The organism is Streptomyces sp. NPDC104367 (genome assembly GCF_055583825.1).
In genome coordinates this window covers 1-22,565 of sequence record NZ_JBVJND010000055.1, presented here as the reverse complement: position 1 = coordinate 22,565, position 22,565 = coordinate 1, and the positions used below count along the sequence as shown (strand labels likewise).

The following is a 22,565-nucleotide window of genomic DNA, read 5'->3' as shown; positions in this document are numbered from 1 at the left end:
TGTCAGTGCCGTCCCCTAGGGTCCGCCGGCATGACCGCCGACTTCATCTCCGCCACCCGTGTCTTCTACGACGCGATCGCCGACGACTACGCCGACCACTTCCGCGCCGAGCTCACCGGCCGCCCCCTGGAACGTGCCCTGCTGGCCACCTACGCCGAACTCGTCGGGCCGGGCGGCGAGGTGGCCGACCTCGGCTGCGGGCCCGGCCGGACCACGGGGCGGCTGGCCGCGCTGGGGCTGTCGGTCCTCGGCCTCGACCTCTCCGAGTCGATGCTGGCCGTCGCCCGCCGGGAGAACCCCGAACTGCGGTTCGTCCAGGGCTCGATGCTGGAGCTGGACCTCGCGGACGGCGAGCTGGACGGGGTGGTGTGCTGGTACTCGTCCATCCACGTCCCGGACGACCGGCTGCCCGCGCTGTTCCAGGAGTTCGGGCGCGTCCTGGCCCCCGGGGGCCACCTCCTGCTCGCCTTCCAGGTCGGCGACGTGCCGCGCCGCCTGGAGGAGCCGTGGGGTCATCCGGTCGCGCTGGACTTCGAGCGCCGGCGCCCGGAGACCATGGCCGCGCTGCTGGCCGACGCGGGCTTCGCCCTCCACTCCACCACGGTCCGGGAACGGAACCCCGACCTGGACGAGAAGACCCCCCACGCCTTCCTCATCGCGGTGAGGTGAGCGACACGCGCTGGTCCTCGGGCAGTTGCTGGGTGAGGAAGAGACAGGCGCGGGCCAGGGCCTGGTCGGCCTCGTCCAGGACGCCGGTGAAGGACTGGAAGACGTGCGGGACGTCGGCGGTGATGTCGAGGACGACGTCCACGCCGGCGGCCCTGGCGCGCGCGGCCATGCGGGTGGAGTCGTCCAGCAGGACCTCGTTGGTGCCGGCCTGGAGCAGCATCGGCGGGAAGCCGGTCAGGTCGGCGTGGACGGCGGGGCTGAGCAGGGGCTGGCGCGGGTCGGCGCCCGCCAGGTACATGGCGCCCATACAGCCGAGGGTCTCGCGGGTGAAGAACGGGTCGAGGCGGGCCTTGGTGTCCATGCTCTCGCCGGTGCGGGTGGAGTCCAGGCCCGGGGAGAACGCCACGATCGCCGCGGGCATCGGCAGCCCGGCGTCACGGGCGGCGAGGCAGGTGGTGACGGTGAGGCCGCCGCCCGCGGAGTCCCCGGCGAACACGATCGAGGCGGCGTCCTCGCCCGCGTCGAGGAGGGCGCGGTAGGCGGCCAGGGTGTCCTCGATCGCCGCCGGGAACGGATGTTCCGGGGCCAGCCGGTAGTCGACGGAGAGGGACCGGCACTCCGTCCCGGCCACGAGGCTGCCGGTGAGGGACAGCGCGGTCTCGGGAGAGCCGAAGACGTAGGCGCCGCCGTGGAAGTAGAGGATCGTCCCGGGACGGGCGGGGCCGGCCGGTTCGACCAGCAGCGCCGGGCGCGGGCCGAGCGTGGTGGCCGTGGTGCGGATGCCGTCGGGGACGGTCATCTCCGCCGCCGTCGCCCGGAACCCGGCGCGGATGTCCGCCACGGACGGCGCGCTGAGCGGGCGGGGCCGCCGCAGCCGCGCGTCGATCATCGCCCGCTGTTCCCTGCTCATCCGTGCTCCCCTCGCCCCTGGCCGCCGCTCGGCCCCGTACGACGTGTCACAGGCCGTGTTATACGCCGTGGTCCGTGCTCGGGGCGGCATCCGCTCCCGTGTCTCCCCGTCGCCGGTCAGGAACCGGCCGGCCGCTCCCGCGGCAGTGTCCTCATGGGCGTGGGCTCGCGGCCGATCAGCTCGGCCGGGGTCGGGGCGGCGGTCGCGAACTCCCCCCTCGCGGGCCGCCGCGAAGATCCCCAGCGGCTGGTCGGCCACCTCGGCGGGGGCCCGCCGTCCACCAGCCGCCCGCGTTCCGGACCGGGCCGGAGATCCTTGGCGGCCGGGTGCGGCGGCTCGCCGTCGGCGGCCGGCTGCGGGTCGGCGAGGTGCTCGCGGCCGACGTCATCCACGCCGCGGCCCGCGGCGCCGTCCTCACCTGGCCGGCCATGCCGGAGGCGGACCGCGGCCCGGCGCTGCTGTCCCCCCTCCGGGAGGCCATGGTCACGGCGGTCACCGACGAGACGCCCGCGGTGCGAACGCCAGGCCCGGCCGGCTCGGCGCGCGCCCTGCGGGCCTCCCTGCCGGACCAGACGGTTCTCAGCGGCTTCGGAGCGGCAACTGCTGCGGGAGTGGCTCGACCGCCTTGCGTCGGAGGCCCAGTGTGTTACGGTTTCTGTGTTGCAGTTGTGGTACCCATGAACCTATGTGCGCCTGACGGATGTAATTCTCCTCGGGCGCATTATTTGTTTTCCGGCATCTCCGGATGGGGCCTCTGCCTACAGAAGGAGAAATATCATGGCGCAGGGAACCGTGAAGTGGTTCAACTCTGAAAAGGGCTTCGGCTTCATCCAGCAGGACGGCGGCGGCCCCGACGTCTTCGCCCACTACTCGAACATCGCGACCCAGGGCTTCCGTGAGCTCCAGGAGGGCCAGCGGGTCTCCTTCGACGTCACGCAGGGCCAGAAGGGCCCGCAGGCGGAGAACATCGTCCCCGCCTGATAGCCGGACGCGTACCCGCTCACCGGGGTTCCGCACCGACAGGTGCGGACCCCGGTTTGTGCTGTTTCCAGGAAGGCAGACCACCGCATGTCCCGCAGGCCCCAGAAAACGAACCGGCGCGTCTCTTCGGCGCCGCCGCCCGCGTCGGCGCCGCGGGAGTTCCGGCTGCCCGAGAGCACGACCCCCGCGCTGCCCGCCGTGGCGGACTTCGCCGATCTGGGCATGCCCGCGGGGTTGCTGAAGACCCTCACCGCGCAGGGTGTGACCACGCCGTTCCCCATCCAGGCCGCGACCCTGCCCAACTCGCTCGCCGGCCGCGACCTGCTGGGCCGGGGGCGCACCGGGTCCGGCAAGACCCTCGCGTTCGGGCTGGCGCTGCTGGCCCGCACGGCCGGGATGCGGGCGCGCCCCAAGGCGCCCCTCGCCCTGGTGCTGGTGCCCACCCGTGAACTCGCCCAGCAGGTGACGGACGCGCTGACCCCGTACGCGACGGCGGTGAACCTGCGGACGGCCACGGTGGTCGGCGGGCTGTCCATCACCAAGCAGGCCGCGGTGCTGCGGCGCGGCGCGGAAGTGGTCGTGGCGAGCCCCGGCCGGCTCAACGACCTCGTGGAGCGCGGCGACTGCGAACTCGGCGACGTGCACATCACGGTGCTGGACGAAGCCGACCAGATGACCGACATGGGCTTCCTGCCGCAGATCACCCGGCTGATCGAGAAGGTACGCCCGGACGGGCAGCGCATGCTGTTCTCGGCGACCCTCGACCGCAACATCGACCGTCTGGTGCAGCGGTTCCTGACCGACCCCGTCGTCCACTCCGTGGACCCGTCGGCGGGCGCGGTGACCACGATGGAGCACCATGTGCTGCACGTGCAGGACGAGACCGACAAGAAGGCCGTCACCACGCGCATCGCGGCCCGGGACGGCCGGGTCATCCTCTTCCTCGACACGAAGCGGTCCGCGGACCGGCTCGCCAAGCGGCTGCTGGCCGTCGGCGTCCGGGCGGCGGCGCTGCACGGGGGCCGTTCCCAGCCGCAGCGCACGCGCACGCTGGAGCAGTTCAAGAACGGCCAGGTCACCGCGCTGGTGGCGACGAACGTCGCGGCCCGGGGCATACACATCGACGACCTCGACCTCGTCGTGAACGTCGATCCCCCCACCGACCACAAGGACTACCTCCACCGGGGCGGCCGCACGGCCCGCGCGGGCGGCTCCGGCAGCGTGGTCACACTGGTGCTGCCCGACCAGAAGCGGGACGTCACCCGGCTCATGTCCGACGCCGGCATCCGCCCCCGCACCGCCCACGTCACCTCCGGCGACGAGGAGCTCAGCACGGTCACCGGGGCCCGGGAGCCCTCCGGTGTGGCCGTCACCATCGAGGTCCCCCAGCCCACGCCCCCGGCGCCCGCCGCCAAGCCGTCCCGCCGCCGCAGGAGCGGCTCCGGCGGGCGTGACGGCGGCGGGGCCTCCGGCACGGCCGTCCGGGGTGGCGGGCAGGCCGGTTCCGGGGCCGGCGGACGGGGCGGCAGGCGCCGTACGGACGCCGCGGCCGCTCCTGGCCGGACCGCCCGTGACACCGGCCGGCCCGCGGCCGACCGCACCGGGGAGCGCCGCAGCGACGACGCCAAGGACCCCGGCAAGACCGCCCGCGGCGGGCGTGGCGGTGAGCGCCGTGGCGGTGGTGCTCCGGGCGCCGGCAAGACCGTCCGCGAGAACAACCGCACCGCCGAGCGCCAGACCGGCACCGGCAGGGGCCGCAGCGGCAGCCGCCGGGCCCCGGCCTCCTAGCGGAGCAGAGGGACCCGCGCCCGCCTCCCGACACCGGACGCCGCACGGGCGTACGGCCGGGGGGCGGGCCTGACCCGGTACGGGCCGCCGAGCGGATACGGGCCGCGAGGGAGGCACCGCCCCCGGCGCCGAGCGGCGCACCGGCGCGTACCCGGACCGCGAAGCCGCTCCGGCCCGCGCCGCACGCACGTGCCCGCGGGCCGCGGGGCCGTCACTTCGTGTACAGGGTTTCTATCTCCGGTGCGAAGTCGGTCATGATCGCGTCGCGGCGGAGTTTCATGGAGGGCGTGAGGTGGCCGGCCTCCTCCGTGAAGTCGACGGGGAGCATGGCGAAGCGGCGGATGGACTCGGGGCGGGAGACCAGTTTGTTGGCCTCGTCGACGGCGCGTTGCAGGACCGCCCGCAACTCCGCGTCGTCCAGGAGGAGTTCCGCGGGCACCGGGTGCTTGCCGTTCATCTGGCGCCAGTGGGTGAGGCCCTGCGGGTCGAGGGTGATCAGGGCGCTGACGTAGGGCAGCCCGTCGCCGACCAGCATCACCTGGGAGATGAGGGGATGCGAGCGGAGCCAGTTCTCCAGCGGGGCCGGGGCCACCGACTTGCCGCCGGCCGTGATCAGCATCTCCTTCTTGCGGCCGGTGATGGTGAGGTAGCCCTCGTCGTCGAGTTCGCCGAGGTCGCCGGTGGCCAGCCAGCCGTCCCGGGTCGCCGGGACGACACCGCCGGCGGCCGGGTCCCAGTAACCGCGCAGGACGTGGTCACCGGCGACGAGGATCTCGCCGTCGGCGGCTATGCGGATCTTCGTGCCCGGCATCGGCCAGCCGACCGTGCCCAGCCGGGGCTTGAGCGGCGGGGTGACGGTGCTCGCGGCGGTGGTCTCCGTCAGGCCGTACCCCTCGTAGATCTCGATGCCCGCCCCGGCGTAGAACGCGGCGAGGCGGCGGCCCAGCGGTGAGCCGCCGCAGATGATGTGGCGGACCCTGCCGCCCATGGCGGTGCGGATACGGCGGTAGACCAGCGGGTCGTAGAAGGTGCGGGCGGTCTTCAGCGCGCGGCCCGGACCGCTGCCGGTGCCGGTCTGCCTGGCCTCCAGCGCCTCGCCGTAGCGCTGCGCGACCCCGGTGGCCCGGTCGAAGGCCGAGACCCGGCCGCCCGCCTCCGCCCTGGCCCGCGCGGTGTTGAAGACCTTCTCCAGCATGTAGGGGATGGTGAGCAGGCAGGTGGGTCTGAAGGCGGCGAGGTCCGGGAGCAGGTCCTCGGCCTTCAGGCTCGGCGCGTGGCCGAGCCGGACCCGGGCGCGGACGCAGGCGATGGCGACCATCCGCCCGAAGACGTGGGACATCGGCAGGAAGAGGAGGATGGAGACCTCCTCGTCGTGGCGCGCCTTGAAGATCGGGTAGAGGAGTTCGATCGCGTTGTCGACCTCGGCGAAGAAGTTGCCGTGCGAGAGGGCGCAGCCCTTGGGCCGGCCGGTGGTGCCCGAGGTGTAGATGAGCGTGGCGAGGGTGTCGGGGCCCAGCATGCCCCGCCGTACGCCCACTTCGGCGTCGTTGACGTGTCCGCCCGCCTCCGCGAGCCGGTCCACGTGCCCCTTCTCCATCACCCACAGGTGGTGCAGGTCGGGCAGCCGGTCCAGTTCGGGACCGAGCGCGGCGGCCTGCGCGGCGGTCTCGGTGACCAGGGCGACCGCGCCGGAGTCGTGCAGGATCCAGCGGGTCTGGAAGACCGACGAGGTCGGGTAGATCGGGACGGTCACCAGGCCGGCCGCCCAGGCCCCGAAGTCGAGGAGCGTCCACTCGTACCTGGTGCGGGCCATGACGGCGATCCGGTCGCCCGGCGTCAGCCCCTCCGCGATCAGCCCCTTGGCCACCGCCTGCACCTGCGCGGCGAACCCGCTCGCCGTCACCTGCTCCCAACGGCCGTCGCCCTCGGCGGGCTTGCGGCTGAGCACCACGGTGTCCGGGTCCCGCTCCGCGTTCTCGAACGGCAGGTCGGCGAGCGACCCGTGCCGCACCGGCGGCGCGAACGGCGGTACGTACGCCTCCCGTACCGCTCCGTCGAGCCGCTGGATCCGGGGCTCGACCAGGATCGGCTTCCCGTCGTAGTCCGTGGCCTGGATCGCGACACCGGAGGAGACGGAGGCGGCGTGCTGGAAAGAGGACGTGGACACGGGGCGGCTCCTCGGGCGTGCAGCGGCTCACTGCTTGCTGCATGACGTACGTGCCTCGCGCACCGAGGCGTTCACCGGGACCGGGCCTCAGAAAGGGGTTACCGGAGGTCAGGACAGTGGATCGTACGGGGCCGCTGTGGCGGGGTTGTGAGGTTTCCGGGTTGGTCCGGGGCCGGGGCTGTGCAATCCCGGAGGTTACGTGAGGGTCTCTCACGTTGGAACCGAATCGGCACGGTTGACAGCTGTGACATAGGCTTACCTACGGTAACCTTACTCCAGAGTCAGTAATTGGGAACCCCTGGGGGACGGACATGACCGACCGTTATCTGAGCTTCACCGCCACGGCGCCGGGCCGCTTCCTCACCCGCCGGCTCGGGCTGCCCCAGCCGACCGCGCTGGTCCGCTGGTCGGCCGGGGAACCCGCGCTGAAGGGCGAGTTGCTCCAGCTGACGGCCGGTGGCTCCGATCGCGGCCTGGCCCCCGTGCTGGCCCGCACCGGCCTGCCCGCGGACGACTCCGGCACCCCCGTGGCCGTCGTCCTCGACGCCACCGGGGTCCGCGACGTCGAGTCGCTCGCCGGGGTGCACGCGGCCCTGCACCCCGTCGTGCGGTCCGTCGCCGCGAGCGGCCGGGTCGTCCTGGTCGGCGCGCCCCTCGACCCCGCCGACCACCACCAGGCCGCCGCCCAGCAGGCGCTGGAGGGCTTCACCCGCTCCCTCGGCAAGGAGATCGGGCGGGGCAGGACCGTCAACCTGGTCCGGCTCGCCCCCGACGCCGACACCGGCGCCGCCGACTCGACCCTGCGCTTCCTGCTCTCGCCGCGGTCGGCGTACGTCAGCGGGCAGGTCGTCGAGATCGGCGCGGGCGCGTTCACCGTCCCGGCCGACCGGACCCGGCCGCTGGCCGGACGCACCGCGCTGGTCACCGGGGCCGCGCGCGGCATCGGCGCCGCCGTCGCCGGGACGCTGGCGCGGGACGGCGCGCGGGTCGTCGTCCTCGACGTGCCCGCCGTGGAGGCGGACGCGCGGGCGCTGGCCGAACGGCTCGGGGGCGGGGCGGTGGCGCTGCCGCTGGACATCACGGCGGCGGACGCGGGGGCGCGGATCGCCGACGCGCTGCCGGACGGACTGGACGTCCTCGTCCACAACGCCGGGATCACCCGGGACCGACGTCTGGTCAACATGCCCGCCGAGCGCTGGAGTTCGGTGCTGGACGTGAATCTCGGCAGCGTGCTGCGCACGACGGACGCGCTGCTGGAGAAGGGCGTGCTGAGGTCGGGCGGGCGGATCGTGGGCACCGCGTCCATCGCCGGGATCGCCGGCAACGCGGGGCAGACGAACTACGGGGCGAGCAAGGCGGGCGTCGTCGGGCTGGTGCGCGGGCTCGCACCCCGGGCGCTCGCCGAACACGGGGTGACGGTCAACGCGGTCGCGCCCGGATTCATCGAGACGAGGATGACCGCGGCGGTTCCGCTGTTCATCCGGGAGGCGGGACGGCGGATGAACTCACTGGCGCAGGGCGGGCTGCCGGACGACGTGGCGGAGACGGTGGGCTGGCTGGCGCAGCCGGGGTCGGGCGCGGTGAACGGGCAGGTCGTACGGGTCTGCGGGCAGAGCTTGCTGGGCGCCTGAGCGGCGTTCGGGACCGCGGGCCGTGTACCACCGGATCGGAAAGGCAAGCTCAGTGACCGTGCTCGACAACGCCCCCTCTCTCGCCCCCTCGTTGGCCCTCGGCGCACTGCGGTCGCCCTTCAAGAGGCCTTCCGCCGCGGCCGAGTTCCCGCGGACCCGGCTCGTGCTCCCCGGCGTCCGCGCGGATGTCGGCAGACTCGCCGCCTACGAACGCGTCTGCGGGTTCGCCCCCGGTGACGACGACGGACTGCCGATCACCTATCCGCACGTCCTCGGATTCCCGCTGGCCATGCGGCTCATGAGCGACCGGGCCTTCCCCCTGCCGCTGCTCGGGCTCGTGCACACGTCGATCGGGATCGTGCGGCACGCGCAGATGCCCGGGGACGGGGCGTACGAGGTCTCCGTCCAGGTCGCCGCGCTGAGTCCGCACCGGCGCGGGACCGAGGCGGCCGTCGTCACCGAGGTGCGCGGCGAACAGGGGCTCGTATGGGAGTCGCGCAGCACGTACCTGGCGCGGCACCGGACCGGGAACGCCGGGGGCGGGACGGCGGGCGGCGGCGAACGCGAGCGGGAGCGGGAACCGTTGCCGGTGGTGGAGGAGTGGCGGATCGCGGCGGACGTCGGACGGCGCTACGGGGCCGCGTCCGGGGACCGCAACCCGATCCACCTGCATCCGCTCACCGCGCGGCTCTTCGGGTTCCCGCGCGCCATCGCGCACGGCATGTGGACGGTGGCGCGCTGCCTGGCCGCGCACGGGGTGCCGCGGGCCGCAAAGGTGCGGGCGGAGTTCCGGGCGCCGGTGCTGCTGCCCGGCACGGTGGGATTCGCGGCGGACGGATCGGGGCGGTTCGCGCTGCGGGGCGGAGATCTCGTTCATGTCCAGGGCAGTGTTTCCCCATGGATTCACTGACCATTGACAAAAACCGTGCCAACGCCGTGTGACATCCTTCTGTGCGTCACCTGTCAACTCCGCCCATCACCGCAGCTGGTGGCCTCGCGAGGGCTTTCCCTCACATCGGATCCCCATGTCCTGCAGGGTTTCTTCAAGGAAACGCTCATCCATCGCTAAGGGAGCGTTCCTAATGTCTGCTCAGTTTCCCTGAAGCACCGTACGAAGGGCACCGAGCATGCCTCCCAGACGCGTCGCCGTACTCGCGGACTCCGACACCCGTTGGAAATGGGGGGCGTCCGTGGCACGGGAGATCGCTCCCGGGCACGCACTCGACGCGTACTTCCTGCGGGGCCGTTCCACCCCGACGGAGCGGCAGCTCGCCGAGATCGGCATCGTGCCCGACAGCCGGCGCGAGGTGCGGGCCGGCGACCTGGTCGACGACGAGGAGCTGGCGGACGCCGACATCGTCGTACTGGCGGTCGCCGGCGGCACCGTCCTGGCGCTCACCCACAGCCTGGGACTGGCGTGGCGGACACGGGCGGACCGGCCGGTCACGGTCAGTGGATACGTCGGCGTGGTCTACGAGAAGATGGTCGACGGCCTCATGACCCGGGCCGGTACGGACATCGTGCTGGCCAACTCCGGCTACGACGCCCGGCGTTTCGGCTCCGTCCTCGCGAGCGTCGGAGTCGATCCCGCATCGGTCGTCGAGTGCGCGCTGCCCTTCCTCGGCGGCGCGCCCTACCAGCCGTCCGCCGACCGGCCGTTCACCCTCACCTTCGCCGTGCAGCCCTCCGTGCCCAAGGACCGCGGCTCCCGGCTCAGGCTGCTGGAGCGGGCCGCGGCGCACGCCCGCCGGCACCCGGACCGGCAGGTGCTGATCAAGCTGCGCAGCCGGCCCGGCGAGCAGACCACCCACGTCGAGGCCGACCCGTACCAGCTGCTCGTCGGCTCCCTCGCCGAGCCCGCCCCCGACAACCTCCGGCTGGTCTACGGCAACATGGGCGAGGTCCTGGACCACACCGACCTGCTGGTCACGGTCAGCTCGACGGCCGCCCTGGAGTCGATGCAGCGGGGCATACCCACCGCGATCCTCACCGACTTCGGCGTCCGCGAGGCCCACGGCAACCACTACTTCGTGCACTCCGGCTGCCTGGCCTCCTGGGACGACCTCGACGCCGGCGCGCTCCCCCGGCCCCGCCCCGAGTGGGCGGCGGCGCAGGGCATCGGCAAGAGCGACCCGTACGCCGCGGCCCGCGCCCGCGTCGCCGCGCTGCGCGCCGCCGGACCGCTGGGGCCCCTGCGGCCCTACTACTCCGCACAGGCCGCCGGCGCCTACCTCGGCGACATCCTCGCCCGCAACGGCTTCGACGAGGCGGGCCGCCCGCGGTCCGCGGCGCCCGGCGCCGACGGCCCGCGACGGCTGCGGACGGTCGTGCGCAGGACCGCCGCGCGCGGCGCGAAGAAGCTGTACCGGGTCGGCTACCAGCGGGTCGCGCCCGCCCTGCGCCGGTGGGGCGCCACCTGAGCCGCGCCCTCGCGGGCACCGGACCCGGCCCGCCGCGAGAGCGGCCGCTACCGGCACGGACGAGGGCCGGCCGGGGCGGGCGCTCAGGCGGGCGGGGTCCAGCGCGTGCCGTTCATCAGGTCGCCCAGGCCCGCCCAGGCGAAGTTCATCAGGGTCGCGGCGGCCTGCTTGGCGGTGACGCCCTCCGTCGCGTTGGCCCAGGCCGCGAGCGACTCGGCGGCGCCGACCAGGGCCTCGGCGAGACCGGCGACCTCGCGCTCGGGGAGGTCGGGATCGCGGTGCGCCTCGCGGGCCGCGACCACGATGAGCTGGGTGACGAAGGTGACCATCTCCTCGCGCATCGCCGCCACCTCGGCGGCGAACGGGTCACCGTGGGTGCGGGCCTGGAGGTGCAGGACGGACCAGCCGTCGGGGTGTTCGGCGGTGTGCGCGAAGAACGCCTGGAGACCGTCCCAGAGCTGGCGGTCGGCGGGCAGGTCGCGGTGCACACCGCCGCGGACCGCCGCGGTCAGCGCCTGCGCCTCACGGCGGATGCACGCCGTGAACAGGTCTTCCTTGGAGTTGAGGTACAGGTACACCAACGGCTTGGAGACACCGGCGAGTTCGGCGATCTCGTCCATCGAGGCGGCCATGTAGCCGCGCTGGCCGAAGGTCCGTACGGCGGCGTCCAGCATCTGCTGCTCACGTACCGCGCGCGGCATCCGCTTGGTCTTCACGGTCCCCATGGGGACCAAGACTAGTTGGCCACGCTCTCCTCGGCCGCGTCGACCGCCTCGTCCTCCTGGTTGCGGTTGGCCTCGATGTTGGCCTTCATCCGGTCCACGCGCTGCGACACCTGGACCGAGGCGCGGTCCCGCTCCTTGCGCAGCACGACGAAGCTGATCGGCGCCGACAGGACGAGGGAGAGCAGCAGGACCCACAGGAAGTTGGAGTCGCCGAAGCCGCGCGGGAACAGGCCGGCGTAGACGAGGCCCCAGACGACGAGGAGGCAGCCCGCGAAGATACCGAGGCGCATCAGCGTGTAGCGGAGCATCTCAATCCAGTCTTCCGATGACGAAAAGGGGCACCGTCCAGTGAAGCACGGTGCAGGACCGATCTTGCAGCGGGGTCCGTTCAGTGCAGGGGCAGCAGCATGGTGATGTCGTCGCGGTCGTCGCCGGGCGCGACGCGGATGGCGGCGGGGACGCGGCCGACCTCCTTGTAGCCGCAGGAGCCGTAGAAGTGCTCCAGGCCGTAGCCGCCGCGGCAGGTGAGCCGTATCGCGTCTATGCCCGCGAAGCGGCCGGCCTCGTCGGCGGCGGCCGCGAGCAGGTCGCGGCCGTAGCCCTGTCCCTGGTGCCCGGGGTGCACCATCACCGTGTACAGCCACACCCAGTGCCTCATCAGCCGGTGGGTGTTGTACGAGAAGAACGCGGTCGCCGCCACCTCGCCGGACTCGTCGTGTCCGACGAGCAGGCGGATGCGTCCCTCCGCCATGCCGACGAGGTGCCGGACCAGCTCCGGGCGGATCTCCTCCGCCGTCACCGGCGCGACGAACCCGACGGCTCCGCCCGCGTTCGACACGTCCGTCCAGAGGGCGAGGACTCCGTCGCGGAGGGCGGGGGTGACGGCGGGATCGAGGGTGAAGGTAAGAGGCATAACCGGATCGTATCTATTACAGAGGGAGGTCAGACCCGCATGGGCTGGGGGGACTCCCGGCGGGCCGGGTCGGGGCCGTCGTACTCGCGGATGATCTCGTAGCGGGTGTTGCGCTCCACCGGGCGGAAGCCTGCGTCGCGGATGAGGTCCAGGAGGTCCTCGCGGGTCAGCTTGTTCGGCGTGCCGTAGTTGTCCGCGTCATGGGTGATCTTGTACTCGACGACCGAGCCGTCCATGTCGTCGGCGCCGTGCTGGAGCGCGAGCTGGGCGGTCTGGACGCCGTGCATGACCCAGAAGACCTTGACGTGCGGGACGTTGTCGAAGAGCAGACGCGAGACGGCGAAGGTCCTCAGGGCCTCCGCGCCGGTCGCCATCTGGGTGCGGGCCTGGAGGCGGTTGCGGACCTTGCCGTCCTTCATGTCCACGAAGTCGTGCTGGTAGCGCAGCGGGATGAAGACCTGGAAGCCGTTCGTCTCGTCCTGGAGCTCACGCAGGCGCAGGACGTGGTCGACGCGGTGGCGGGGCTCCTCGATGTGGCCGTAGAGCATGGTGCACGGGGTCTTCAGCCCCTTCTGGTGCGCCAGCCGGTGGATCCGGGACCAGTCCTCCCAGTGGGTGCGGTGGTCCACGATGTGCTGCCGGACCTCCCAGTCGAAGATCTCCGCGCCGCCGCCGGTCAGGGACTCCAGGCCGGCGTCGATCAGCTCGTCGAGGATCTCCGACGCGGACAGGCCGGAGATCGTCTCGAAGTGGTGGATCTCGGTCGCCGTGAAGGCCTTCAGGGAGACGTCCGGCAGGGCCGCCTTCAGCTCGCGCAGCGAGCGCGGGTAGTAGCGCCACGGCAGGTTCGGGTGCAGGCCGTTGACGATGTGGAGCTCGGTGAGGTTCTCGCCCTCCATCGCCTTGGCGAGCTTCACCGCCTCCTCGATGCGCATCGTGTACGCGTCCTTCTCGCCCGGCTTGCGCTGGAACGAGCAGTAGGCGCAGGACGCCGTGCACACGTTGGTCATGTTGAGGTGGCGGTTGACGTTGAAGTGGACGACGTCGCCGTTCTTGCGCGTGCGCACCTCGTGGGCCAGGCCGCCGAGCCAGGCCAGGTCGTCCGACTCGTACAGCGCGATGCCGTCCTCGCGGGACAGCCGCTCACCGGAGCGGACCTTCTCCTCCAGCTCACGCTTGAGCCCGACGTCCATGCCTCGACCTTTCTCCCTACGACAGCCTGACCAACCGTACTCCCCCGTCCTCCGGGCGGGAGGCGCCCCCGTACGGCCTGCGGACTAGACCTCTTCCGGAAGCTCCCCCACCCGGTTCTCCCACTTCGTGGAGAGCACGATCGTCGTACGGGTCCGGGACACTCCCTTGGTGCCGGAGAGCCGCCGGATGGTCTTCTCCAGGCCGTCGACGTCCGTCGAGCGCACCTTGAGCATGAAGGAGTCGTCGCCGGCGATGAACCAGCAGTCCTCGATCTCCGGCAGGTCGCGCAGCCGCTGGGCCACGTCCTCGTGGTCGGCCGCGTCGGAGAGGGAGATGCCGATGAGGGCGATGACACCGAGGCCGAGCGAGGCCGCGTCGACGGTGGCGCGGTAGCCGGTGATGACGCCGGCCGCCTCCAGCCGGTTGATGCGGTCGGTGACACTGGGTCCCGACAGACCGACGAGGCGCCCCAGCTCCGCGTACGAGGCCCGGCCGTTCTCCCTCAGGGCCTGGATGAGCTGCCTGTCCACGGCGTCCATGCGATCGAAGCCTTCCGCTGAGAATTCCCGAAGTAGATGAGAGGTGGTGCGGTGGTGCCGGGTGGTGCCGCTACTTGCCGCCGCCCCCGAGGTCGCCCTCCCAGCGGCGGTAGAGCCCGTGCCCGACGCCCGCCGCGTCCAGTACGCGTCCGGCGACGAAGTCGACCAGGTCCTGGATGTGCGTGGCGCCCGCGTAGAAGGCCGGTGAGGCGGGGACGACGACCGCCCCGAGGTCGTCCAGGGTGACCAGGTGGCGCAGGGTCTGGCCGTTCAGCGGGGTCTCGCGGACGGCGACGACGAGCGGCCGGCGCTCCTTCAGCGTGACAGCGGCCGTCCGCTGGAGGAGGTCCTTGGAGAGCCCGAGCGCGATCCCGGCGACGGCCGCGGTGGACGCCGGCACGACCAGCATGCCCTTGGTCCGGTACGACCCCGAGGACGGCCCTGCGGCCAGGTCCCCGGCGTTCCAGTACCGCACCCGCGACAGGTCGGTGTCGAAGGTGCCGGGCTTGCCGTCGGCCCCGCGCGCCAGCCATTCCCCCAGGTCGGCCCGCCAGTGCGCGTCCCGGAAGGAGATCCCGGTCTCGTCCAGCAGGGTGAGCCGCGAGGCCCGGCTGACCACCAGGTCCACGCTCTCCCCCGCGACCAGCAGGGCACGCAGCACGGCGGCGGCATACGGCGTACCGGACGCCCCGGAAACCCCCACGATCCAAGGCACGCGCTGCGTTTCTCCTGCGTTCACACCTTGAGCGTACCGGCGCGCCCGACCGAGTTCAGGACGGGTCCGCCGCCCCGGCATCGCCGGGCGCGTGTTTCAGACGGTCAGACCGCGGACCAGGAGGTCCAGGAGGGCGCAGGCGAACAGGGCGATGCCGATGAAGCCGTTGACGCTGAAGAAGGCGCGGTTGAGGCGGGAGAGGTCGTGGGGGCGGACGATGGTGTGCTCGTAGGCGAACGCGCCCGCCACGATCACCAGGCCGAGCCAGAAGAACGCGCCGGCGCCGGTGGCGATCGCGTACCAGACGAACAGGGCCGTGGTCAGGGCGTGGCAGACCCGGGCACCCCGGATGGCCGCCGGGATGCCGAAGCGGGCCGGGACCGACATGACGCCGGTCTCGCGGTCGGTCTCGACGTCCTGGCAGGCGTAGATGAGGTCGAAGCCGCCGATCCAGATGCCGACGGCGAGGCCGAGGAGGACCGCGTCCCAGGACCACTCGCCGGTGATCGCCAGCCAGCCGCCGATCGGGCCCATCGCCTGGGCGAGACCGAGGATGGCCTGGGGGAAGTTCGTGAACCGCTTGCCGTAGGGGTAGACGACCATCGGGATCACGGCGACCGGCGCGAGGGCCAGGCACAGCGGGTTGAGCAGGGCCGCCGAGCCGAGGAAGACCGCGACCGCGATCAGCGCGCCGGTCCAGGCGTGCCGGACGCTCATCGCGCCGGTGACCAGTTCGCGCTGGGCGGTGCGCGGGTTCCGGGCGTCGATCTCGCGGTCGATGATCCGGTTGACGGCCATCGCGAAGGTGCGCAGGCCGACCATGCAGACCGTGACGAGGAGCAGCCGTCCCCAGTGGATGTTCTGGTCCAGCTCGAACATCGCGGTCAGCGCGGCGATGTACGCGAAGGGCAGCGCGAAGACGGAGTGCTCGATCATCACCAGGCGCAGGAAGGCCTTGGTGCGGCCCGGCTGCGGGAGTGCTGCGGAGGCGGAGCTCACAGGCCGTACTCCTTCCAGCGGCGGTCGACCTTCGCCGCCGTGTCCGGGTCCGACAGGACCATGTCCGGCCAGCCCCCGTCCCGCGTGTAGCCCTCCTCGGGCCACTTCTTCGTCGCGTCGATGCCCGCCTTGCCGCCCCAGAACTGCTGGTAGGAGGCGTGGTCGAGGTGGTCGACCGGGCCTTCGACGACGCTGAGGTCGCGGGCGTAGTCGGTGTTGCCGAGGGCGCGCCAGGCGACCTCGTGCAGGTCGTGGACGTCGCAGTCGGAGTCGACGACCACGATCAGCTTGGTGAGGGACATCATGTGGGCCCCCCAGATCGCGTGCATGACCTTCTGCGCGTGCTTCGGGTACTTCTTGTCGATCGAGACGATCGCGCAGTTGTGGAAGCCGCCGGCCTCGGGCAGGTGGTAGTCCACGATGTCCGGGACGATGATCTTCAGCAGCGGGAGGAAGAAGCGCTCCGTGGCGCGGCCGAGCGGGCCGTCCTCGGTCGGCGGGCGGCCGACCACGATCGACTGGAGCAGCGGGCGCCTGCGCATCGTCACGCAGTCGATCTTCAGCGCGGGGAAGGGCTCCTGCGGGGTGTAGAAGCCCGTGTGGTCGCCGAAGGGGCCCTCGGGGAGCATCTCGCCCGGCTCCAGCCAGCCCTCGACGACCACCTCGGCCTGCGCGGGGACCTGGAGCGGGACGGTCTTGCAGTCGACCATCTCGATCCGCTTGCCCGCGAGGAACCCGGCGAAGAGGTACTCGTCGATGTCACCGGGCAGGGGCGCGGTGGAGGCGTAGGAGACGGCGGGCGGGCAGCCGAAGGCGATGGCGACGGGGAGGCGCTCTCCGCGCCGGGCGGCGACCTGGTAGTGGTTGCGGCTGTCCTTGTGGATCTGCCAGTGCATGCCGATGGTGCGCTTGTCGTGGCGCTGGAGGCGGTAGAGGCCGAGGTTGCGGACGCCGGTCTCGGGGTCCTTGGTGTGGGTCAGGCCCAGGTTGAAGAAGGAGCCGCCGTCCTGCGGCCAGGTGAAGAGGGCCGGGAGCCGGTCGAGGTCGACGTCCTCGCCGTGCAGGACGACCTCCTGCACGGGGGCGTCCTGGGCCTTCACCTTCTTCGGCGGTACGTGCGTCATCGCGCCGAGCTTCCCGAAGGCCTCGCGCACGCCGATGAAGCCGTGCGGCAGCTCGGGGCGGAGCAGGCCGCCGATCTTCTCGGAGATCTCGGCGTACGACTTCAGGCCGAGGGCCTTGAGGAGGCGCCGGTCGGTGCCGAAGACGTTCATCGCGAGGGGCATCGACGCGCCCTTCACGTTCTCGAAGAGCAGCGCCGGGCCGCCGGCCTTCTGGACCCGGTCGACGATCTCCCCGACCTCCAGATACGGGTCGACCTCGGCCTTGACACGCTTGAGGTCTCCCTCGCGCTCCAGTGCCCTGAGCAGGGAGCGAAGATCGTCGTAAGCCATGCGTCCCAGTATCGGCCACCGGGTGTCCGGACCCGGTCACCGCCCCCTGTCACCGCACCTGTCGCCGCACTGCCGCCGCACCGGCTCGGTGGGCGTGGTCAGCCGATAGTGTGGTCGGCATGCTCAGGTATCTGCCCTTCCTGCTGGTCCTCGCGCTGTGGATCTATGCCTTCGTGGACTGCCTGAACACTCCGGAGGACGAGGTCCGCGGCCTGCCGAAGCTGGCCTGGGTGTTCGTCATCCTGCTGTTCGGGGAGGTGCTGGTCGGCCCGGTGGCGTGGCTGGTGGCGGGCAGGGTGCGCCGGCCGCGCGAGCGCTGGGTCGCGCCGGACGACAACCCGGAGTTCCTCAGGTCCCTGAAGCCGGACGACCCGCGCACCGACTGAGTGCGGGCGGGCCGTCCTGCCGGTTCCCCCGTGCTCCCGGGACCGCCGGGGCCGGGGTCAGGGCCCGTTCTACAGCAGGGCCTTCACCTGGGCCGCGGTCAGGGCCCGTTGGAAGACCTGGACCTGTTTGACCGAGCCGGGGAACCAGTCGGAGGCGTCGCCGTCGTTGCTGGCGCGGCCGATGATCAGCGGGCCGTGGGAGGCGACGGGGTTGGTGTCGTCGACGCGGGCCTCCTGGGAGCCGTCGACGTAGAGGACGAGCTGGTTGCGCGTGCCCTCGTAGACGCCGACCAGGTGGGCCCAGGTGCCCGGCACCGGCACGGTGGACGACAGGGCGCGCAGGCCGGGGCGGGCGAAGGCCCAGCGCTTCTCGGCGGAGGAGTACTGGAGGTAGAAGCCGCTGACGCCCTCGGCGTCCTGGCTCACTGCGGTGGCGAAGAAGGCGGGCAGGCCGCTCAGGCACACCCACGCGGAGACCGTGAAGCCCTCGCCCCTGCCGGTCCTGAGCACCTGCCCGGCGGTCAGGATCTGGCTGGTGGCACCGTCGAACAGGGCGGCGCCGTCCTGGCCCCGGCCCCAGCCCACGGCGGTGGCGGTGCCGTCGTGCCGGCCGGTGTCGTCGGCGGCGACCGTGCCGGAGGTCTCGTCGAGGGGCCAGGCGGAGAGCGGCGCGGGCACGGAGACGCCCGCGGCCTTGGTCCCGGACGCGGCCGGCCGCTTGCGCCCCGCGCCGACGACGTGCGTGACCGGTACGGCCACCAGCGCGGCGGCGGCCAGCGCTCCCCCGGAGAACAGCAGGGCCCGGCGGCTGGTCCCGGCCGGTCTCTCCTCGTACGAGGACGCGGCGGGCGTCGGCGACGGCGGCGGGGCCGTGTCGAGGCGGGTGAGCGGGCGGGTGGCGGGGAACGCGGGGCCCGCAGGCGCGGCGGGAGCGCCGGGAGCGCCGGGAGCCGCGGCGGCCTTGGCGGCCGGGCCGCGGTGGGCGCCGGACGGCGGGCGCGGGGCGGGCAGCACGGCGGTGACGTCGGTGGCCGTGCCGATCCGGGCCAGGATGTCGCGCGGGGTGGGCCGGTGCTCGGGGTTCTTGGCCAGGCAGGCGGAGACGAGGTCGGCGAGGACCGGGTCGGTGACGGCGGTGATGTCGGGGGCGTCGTGGACGACCCGGTAGAGCAGGGCCGGGGTCGGTCCGTCGCCGAAGGGGTTGCCGCCGGTCGCCGCGTACGTGAGGACCGCGCCCAGGGAGAACACGTCGCTGGCGCCGGTCACCTCGCCGGCCGCGATCTGCTCCGGCGACATGAAGCCGGGCGAGCCGACCATGAGCCCGACCCCGGTGATCGTCTCCGACTCCACGCTGCGGGCGATGCCGAAGTCGATGACGCGCGGCCCGTCCTCGGCGAGCAGCACGTTGGACGGCTTGAGGTCGCGGTGGACCAGCTGGGCCGCGTGGATGGAGGTGAGCGCCTCGGCCAGCCCGGCGCCGAGCGCGAGCACGGCGTGCGCGGGCAGCGGCCCCTGTCCGGTGACCGCCTCGTGCAGCGAGGGCCCGGCGATGTAGCTGGTCACCAGCCACGGCAGCGGGGCGTCCGGGTCGGCGTCCACGACGGGCGCCGTGAAGGCACCGCTGACCTTCCGCGCGGCCTCCACCTCGCGCCGGAAACGGGACCTGAACTCGGGCTGTCCGGCGACCAGTTCGGCGTGCACCACCTTGACGGCGACCGCACGGCCGCCCGGCGAGCGGCCGAGGTAGACCCGGCCCATCCCGCCCGCGCCCAGACGCCTGAGCAACTGGTACTCACCGACGGAGCTCGGATCGCCCGGCTCCAGACCTGCCACGGTCCCTCCCCGCGCCGCCGACTCCCAAAGACCCGGTCAGCATAGGACCGCCGGTGGTGGCGGTTGGCCGATTCCGGCCGCCGCGGGGCAAGTTGCCCGCGGGTCTGCCCTTTGTGCCCACGGCGGGGCCGGGGGCCAGGCGTCAGCAGCCCGGCTCGTCCGGCAGGTGCCGCTTCGCCCAGTCGCCGAGTTCCTTCAGCGAGGGCTCCAGGGCGGCACCGGAGGGGGTCAGGCGGTAGGAGACCCGCAGCGGCGGCCCCTCGTCGACCTCGCGCACCACCAGTCCCGCGGCGCCGAGTTCGGCGAGCCGGTCGGAGAGCATGCGTTCGCTGATGCCGGGGATGGCCCGGCGCAGGTTCGCGAAGTGCGTCGGCCGGTCCATCAGGACGGACAGGATCGGGCCGTTCCAGCGCTTCCCGAGCACCTGGAAGACGCGCGTGATGCCGGCGTCCACGCCTTTGCACTGTTCCGGGTCATGGGCCTGCTCCACCGCCATGGGATCAGGGTACAGCCCCACGAAAAGGAGGGAGATGAAAAAAAGTAAGCACCTGTGTTATTCATAGTCGAGTACGAATCCTTAGCCGGTAGGAGACATCCCATGGCCACGCTTCTGCACATCGACTCGTCCCTCTTCAGCGGCGGGGCGTCCGCCTCCCGTGCCGTCACGGACGCCTTCCGCAAGTCCTGGCAGGAACAGCACCCCGACGGCACGGTGGTCTACCGGGACCTGGCGGCCGCCCCCGTACCGCACCTCACCGCCGCCGCCCACACCGCCGGCTTCGCCGACCCCGCCGCGCACACGCCCGAGCAGGCGGCCGCCTTCGCGTCCCGGGTGGAGCTGATCGAGGAGCTGGAGCGGGCGGACGCGATCCTGATCGGCGCGCCGATGTACAACTTCACGGTCCCCTCGACGCTGAAGGCGTGGCTGGACAACGTGGTCCTGATGGGCCGTACGGCCGGTGAGAACCGGTCCGCCGAGGGCACCCCGGTGACCGTGGTGGCCAGCCGCGGCGGCTCCTACGCGCCGGGCACCCCGCGGGAGCCGTTCGAGTACGTGCAGAACTACCTGGCCGCGCTGCTGCGCGAAGGCCTCGGCCTCGACGTCGAGTTCATCGTCCCGGAGCTGACGATGGCCGCGCAGAACCCGGCCATGGCCGAGCTGGTACCGCTCTACGAGGCCTCCCGCGACCGCGCCCTCCAGGCCGCGGCCACCCGCGCGAAGGAGCTGGCGGAGCGGCTCGCCGCCTGAGCACTCCGCCGGGAAGCACGATTGCGCCGATCGGCCCAGCAGCGTGTGCGGTCCCCGTGACGGGCGGTTGTGATGGACGAGTTCCCCCCACCGACACCACGGAGGAAAGACATGCGCATCCGAGCCTTCGCCGCCACCGGCGCCCTCGCCGCGACCCTCGTCCTCGCAGGTACGACCGCCGCCTACGCGGACAACGGCGCCGACGCCACCGGCGTGGCGGCCAACAGCCCGGGCGTACTGTCGGGCAACGTCATCCAGTTGCCGATCAGCATTCCGGTCAACCTGTGCGGCACCACCGTCGACGTGGTCGGCCTGCTCAACCCGGCCGCCGGCAACGCCTGCACCAACGGCTGACGCGGACCGCGCCGTCGTACCCGGGAACTCCCGCGGGCCCAGCCGCCCGCGGGAGTTCCCGCCTGCGTGCAGGTTGTACGCCGGTGCGCGGCCGGAAGCGGACAATGCGCCCCTGGGCGGGACCGGGGGCGAACCCGACACTTTCCTCGTATGACGACTGCTCCCGCCGGTTCGACCACCAGCATCGCGCCCGAGTACGGCGACCGGGTCATCGCCGTGGAGACGGCGGGCTCGGAACCCATCCCCGAGGCCGAACGCCACGGCAGCCCGCTCCAGCTCCTGTGGACCTGGGCATCCCCCAACATCGAGTTCGCGACCGTCTACATCGGCGTGATCGCGGTGCTCTTCTTCGGCCTCGGCTTCTGGACGGCGACCGCCGCGATCCTGCTGGGCACCGCGCTCGGCGCGCTCACCCAGGGCCTGCTGTCCCTGGACGGGCCGCGGTTCGGCGTCCCGCAGATGGTGATCGGCCGCTTCTCCTTCGGCTTCCTCGGCAACATCCTGCCCTCCGCCGCCAACGGACTGCTCGCGGGCGTCGGCTGGTTCGCGGTGAACAGCGTGAGCGCGGCCTTCGCCCTGAACACGCTGACCGGCCTGCGTCCGCTCCCCTGTCTCCTGCTGGTCGTGGTCGCGGAGATCCTGATCGGGTTCATCGGCCACAACTTCGTGCACACCTTCGAGAAGTACGCGTTCCCGGCGCTCGCGGTGATCTTCCTGCTCGCCGGGGTGTGGACGTTCAAGGACGCGGACCTCGGCGGGGGCGGCTCGGGCGGCGGTGTCGGCGGCTTCCTCCTCGCGTTCAGCGCGGCCTGGGGGTACGCGGCCGGCTGGAACCCGTACGCCTCGGACTACTCCCGCTATCTGCCGCGCACCGCGAGCAAGGTGAAGACGGTGCTCTGGCCGGCCGCCGGGCTGTTCGTGTCGGTGTCGCTCGTCGCGGTCGTCGGCGCGGCCTCGGCCACCATCGCCGCGCCCCAGGACGCCACCCCGACGGCGGCCTTCACCGGTCACCTCCCCGGCTGGCTCGGCGACCTGGTGCTGATCGCCATCATGCTCGGCGGGGTCTCGGCGAACGCCCTCAACGTGTACTCCGGGGCGATCTCGATCGCGTCCTTCGGACTGCGGCTGCCCACCTGGCTGAGCCGCAGCGCGCTGGTCGTGGTGTCGGGGGTCGCCGGTACCGCGGCGGCCTGGGCCTCGCTGGACGACGCGGGCGCGGCGTACGAGGCGTTCCTGCTGGTCATCGCGTACTGGGTGGCGCCCTGGCTGGGCGTGGTCCTGGTGGAGCGGTGGTTCCGCTCGCGCACGGCCGCGGACGGGGAACTGGCGGCGCGCCTGGGCGACCGCACCTTCACCAACTGGCCGGGGCTCGCGTCCCTGCTGATCGGCGTGGCCGTCTCCGTCCCCCTCTTCTCCAACCAGGAGGAGTACGTCGGCTGGGTCCCGGAGCACCACCCCGCCTTCGGCGACATCACCCCCCTGGTCGGCTTCGCCCTGAGCGCCCTCCTCTACACGGCCCTGCGCCGGCGCCCGAGGCGGGAAGCGCCCTAGTTGTTCTGTCCGGGGAGGTTGTGGACAGTGATGCAGGTCTCGGCTGACCGATCTTGAAATGGGTGAGGGCCTTCTGGCCTGGTGTGG

General features: G+C 72.5%; 23 protein-coding genes. 10 read left to right on the top strand and 13 right to left on the bottom strand.

From position 1 onward, the window contains the following. Window positions 1-30: 30 nt before the first annotated feature. The gene (locus tag ACZ619_RS43655; RefSeq protein ID WP_469611533.1) at window positions 31-669 is read left to right on the top strand and encodes a class I SAM-dependent methyltransferase; all 639 of its coding nucleotides are present in this window, start codon (window positions 31-33) and stop codon (window positions 667-669) included. On the opposite strand, the gene ACZ619_RS43650 is transcribed toward ACZ619_RS43655, so the two are convergent. Together ACZ619_RS43650 and ACZ619_RS43645 are read right to left on the bottom strand one after the other, a co-directional pair. Then, window positions 653-1,579: an alpha/beta hydrolase gene (locus tag ACZ619_RS43650; RefSeq protein WP_469611532.1), complete on the bottom strand. Its 927-nt coding sequence runs from the start codon at window positions 1,577-1,579 to the stop codon at window positions 653-655. The two genes, ACZ619_RS43655 and ACZ619_RS43650, sit on opposite strands and share 17 nt — an antisense overlap. Window positions 1,580-1,695: 116 nt before the next feature. Next, window positions 1,696-1,971, bottom strand: coding sequence for a hypothetical protein (locus ACZ619_RS43645; protein WP_469611531.1), 276 nt, complete (start codon window positions 1,969-1,971; stop codon window positions 1,696-1,698). Window positions 1,972-2,356: 385 nt separating this feature from the next. On the opposite strand from ACZ619_RS43645, the gene ACZ619_RS43640 reads away from it, so the two are divergent. After that, complete coding sequence (locus tag ACZ619_RS43640) at window positions 2,357-2,560, top strand: cold-shock protein (protein ID WP_030575165.1); 204 nt, start codon at window positions 2,357-2,359, stop codon at window positions 2,558-2,560. A gap of 87 nt (window positions 2,561-2,647) precedes the next feature. Continuing rightward, window positions 2,648-4,348, top strand: coding sequence for a DEAD/DEAH box helicase (locus ACZ619_RS43635; protein ID WP_469611530.1), 1,701 nt, complete (start codon window positions 2,648-2,650; stop codon window positions 4,346-4,348). 211 nt (window positions 4,349-4,559) lie between these two features. Here the strand turns inward: ACZ619_RS43635 and ACZ619_RS43630 are convergent, their stop codons facing one another. After that, window positions 4,560-6,464 carry an AMP-dependent synthetase/ligase gene (locus tag ACZ619_RS43630; protein ID WP_469611545.1) on the bottom strand — a complete coding sequence of 635 codons (1,905 nt, stop codon included), beginning with the start codon at window positions 6,462-6,464 and terminating at the stop codon, window positions 4,560-4,562. Window positions 6,465-6,826: 362 nt separating this feature from the next. Here ACZ619_RS43630 and ACZ619_RS43625 point away from each other — a divergent pair, with 362 nt between their 5' ends. The 3 genes from ACZ619_RS43625 to ACZ619_RS43615 all read left to right on the top strand — a co-directional run bounded on the left by ACZ619_RS43625 (window position 6,827) and on the right by ACZ619_RS43615 (window position 10,566). Next, window positions 6,827-8,146, top strand: a complete 1,320-nt coding sequence (locus ACZ619_RS43625) for a 3-oxoacyl-ACP reductase (RefSeq protein WP_469611529.1) — start codon at window positions 6,827-6,829, stop codon at window positions 8,144-8,146. Between the two features lie 22 nt (window positions 8,147-8,168). Then, complete coding sequence (locus ACZ619_RS43620) at window positions 8,169-9,056, top strand: MaoC family dehydratase (RefSeq protein WP_469611528.1); 888 nt, start codon at window positions 8,169-8,171, stop codon at window positions 9,054-9,056. 217 nt (window positions 9,057-9,273) lie between these two features. Then, entirely contained in the window at window positions 9,274-10,566 is a 1,293-nt protein-coding gene (locus tag ACZ619_RS43615; protein ID WP_469611527.1) for a DUF6716 putative glycosyltransferase, read from the top strand. An 83-nt stretch (window positions 10,567-10,649) separates the two neighbouring features. Here the strand turns inward: ACZ619_RS43615 and ACZ619_RS43610 are convergent, their stop codons facing one another. The 8 genes from ACZ619_RS43610 to ACZ619_RS43575 all read right to left on the bottom strand — a co-directional run bounded on the left by ACZ619_RS43610 (window position 10,650) and on the right by ACZ619_RS43575 (window position 17,105). Then, entirely contained in the window at window positions 10,650-11,291 is a 642-nt protein-coding gene (locus ACZ619_RS43610) for a TetR/AcrR family transcriptional regulator (protein ID WP_469611526.1), read from the bottom strand. Window positions 11,292-11,302: 11 nt separating this feature from the next. Beyond that, window positions 11,303-11,599, bottom strand: a complete 297-nt coding sequence (locus tag ACZ619_RS43605) for a DUF4229 domain-containing protein (RefSeq protein ID WP_469611525.1) — start codon at window positions 11,597-11,599, stop codon at window positions 11,303-11,305. 80 nt (window positions 11,600-11,679) lie between these two features. Beyond that, entirely contained in the window at window positions 11,680-12,204 is a 525-nt protein-coding gene (locus ACZ619_RS43600; RefSeq protein WP_469611524.1) for a GNAT family N-acetyltransferase, read from the bottom strand. Between the two features lie 29 nt (window positions 12,205-12,233). Continuing rightward, window positions 12,234-13,397: an aminofutalosine synthase MqnE gene (mqnE, locus tag ACZ619_RS43595; protein WP_469611523.1), complete on the bottom strand. Its 1,164-nt coding sequence runs from the start codon at window positions 13,395-13,397 to the stop codon at window positions 12,234-12,236. 84 nt (window positions 13,398-13,481) lie between these two features. Next, a complete protein-coding gene (locus tag ACZ619_RS43590) occupies window positions 13,482-13,937 on the bottom strand; it encodes an Lrp/AsnC family transcriptional regulator (protein WP_132787112.1) in 456 nt (151 codons plus the stop codon). Window positions 13,938-14,007: 70 nt separating this feature from the next. Then, a complete protein-coding gene (locus tag ACZ619_RS43585; protein ID WP_469611522.1) occupies window positions 14,008-14,652 on the bottom strand; it encodes a UbiX family flavin prenyltransferase in 645 nt (214 codons plus the stop codon). A gap of 96 nt (window positions 14,653-14,748) precedes the next feature. After that, on the bottom strand, window positions 14,749-15,651 hold the full coding sequence (mqnP, locus tag ACZ619_RS43580; RefSeq protein WP_469611521.1) for a menaquinone biosynthesis prenyltransferase MqnP: 903 nt from the start codon (window positions 15,649-15,651) through the stop codon (window positions 14,749-14,751). After that, window positions 15,648-17,105, bottom strand: coding sequence for a menaquinone biosynthesis decarboxylase (locus ACZ619_RS43575; RefSeq protein WP_469611520.1), 1,458 nt, complete (start codon window positions 17,103-17,105; stop codon window positions 15,648-15,650). The genes mqnP and ACZ619_RS43575 overlap by 4 nt, the downstream gene beginning before the upstream one ends. Before the next feature lie 119 nt (window positions 17,106-17,224). Here ACZ619_RS43575 and ACZ619_RS43570 point away from each other — a divergent pair, with 119 nt between their 5' ends. Continuing rightward, window positions 17,225-17,491 carry a PLD nuclease N-terminal domain-containing protein gene (locus ACZ619_RS43570; RefSeq protein WP_469611519.1) on the top strand — a complete coding sequence of 89 codons (267 nt, stop codon included), beginning with the start codon at window positions 17,225-17,227 and terminating at the stop codon, window positions 17,489-17,491. A gap of 69 nt (window positions 17,492-17,560) precedes the next feature. On the opposite strand, the gene ACZ619_RS43565 is transcribed toward ACZ619_RS43570, so the two are convergent. Both ACZ619_RS43565 and ACZ619_RS43560 read right to left on the bottom strand, forming a co-directional pair. After that, complete coding sequence (locus tag ACZ619_RS43565) at window positions 17,561-19,324, bottom strand: protein kinase domain-containing protein (protein ID WP_469611518.1); 1,764 nt, start codon at window positions 19,322-19,324, stop codon at window positions 17,561-17,563. Between the two features lie 142 nt (window positions 19,325-19,466). After that, window positions 19,467-19,820: a winged helix-turn-helix transcriptional regulator gene (locus ACZ619_RS43560; RefSeq protein WP_469611517.1), complete on the bottom strand. Its 354-nt coding sequence runs from the start codon at window positions 19,818-19,820 to the stop codon at window positions 19,467-19,469. Between the two features lie 102 nt (window positions 19,821-19,922). Here ACZ619_RS43560 and ACZ619_RS43555 point away from each other — a divergent pair, with 102 nt between their 5' ends. The 3 genes from ACZ619_RS43555 to ACZ619_RS43545 all read left to right on the top strand — a co-directional run bounded on the left by ACZ619_RS43555 (window position 19,923) and on the right by ACZ619_RS43545 (window position 22,478). Then, on the top strand, window positions 19,923-20,573 hold the full coding sequence (locus tag ACZ619_RS43555) for an FMN-dependent NADH-azoreductase (RefSeq protein ID WP_469611516.1): 651 nt from the start codon (window positions 19,923-19,925) through the stop codon (window positions 20,571-20,573). Between the two features lie 111 nt (window positions 20,574-20,684). Then, window positions 20,685-20,927, top strand: coding sequence for a chaplin (locus ACZ619_RS43550; RefSeq protein ID WP_469611515.1), 243 nt, complete (start codon window positions 20,685-20,687; stop codon window positions 20,925-20,927). Window positions 20,928-21,077: 150 nt separating this feature from the next. After that, window positions 21,078-22,478, top strand: a complete 1,401-nt coding sequence (locus ACZ619_RS43545) for a purine-cytosine permease family protein (RefSeq protein WP_469611514.1) — start codon at window positions 21,078-21,080, stop codon at window positions 22,476-22,478. Window positions 22,479-22,565: the final 87 nt, after the last annotated feature.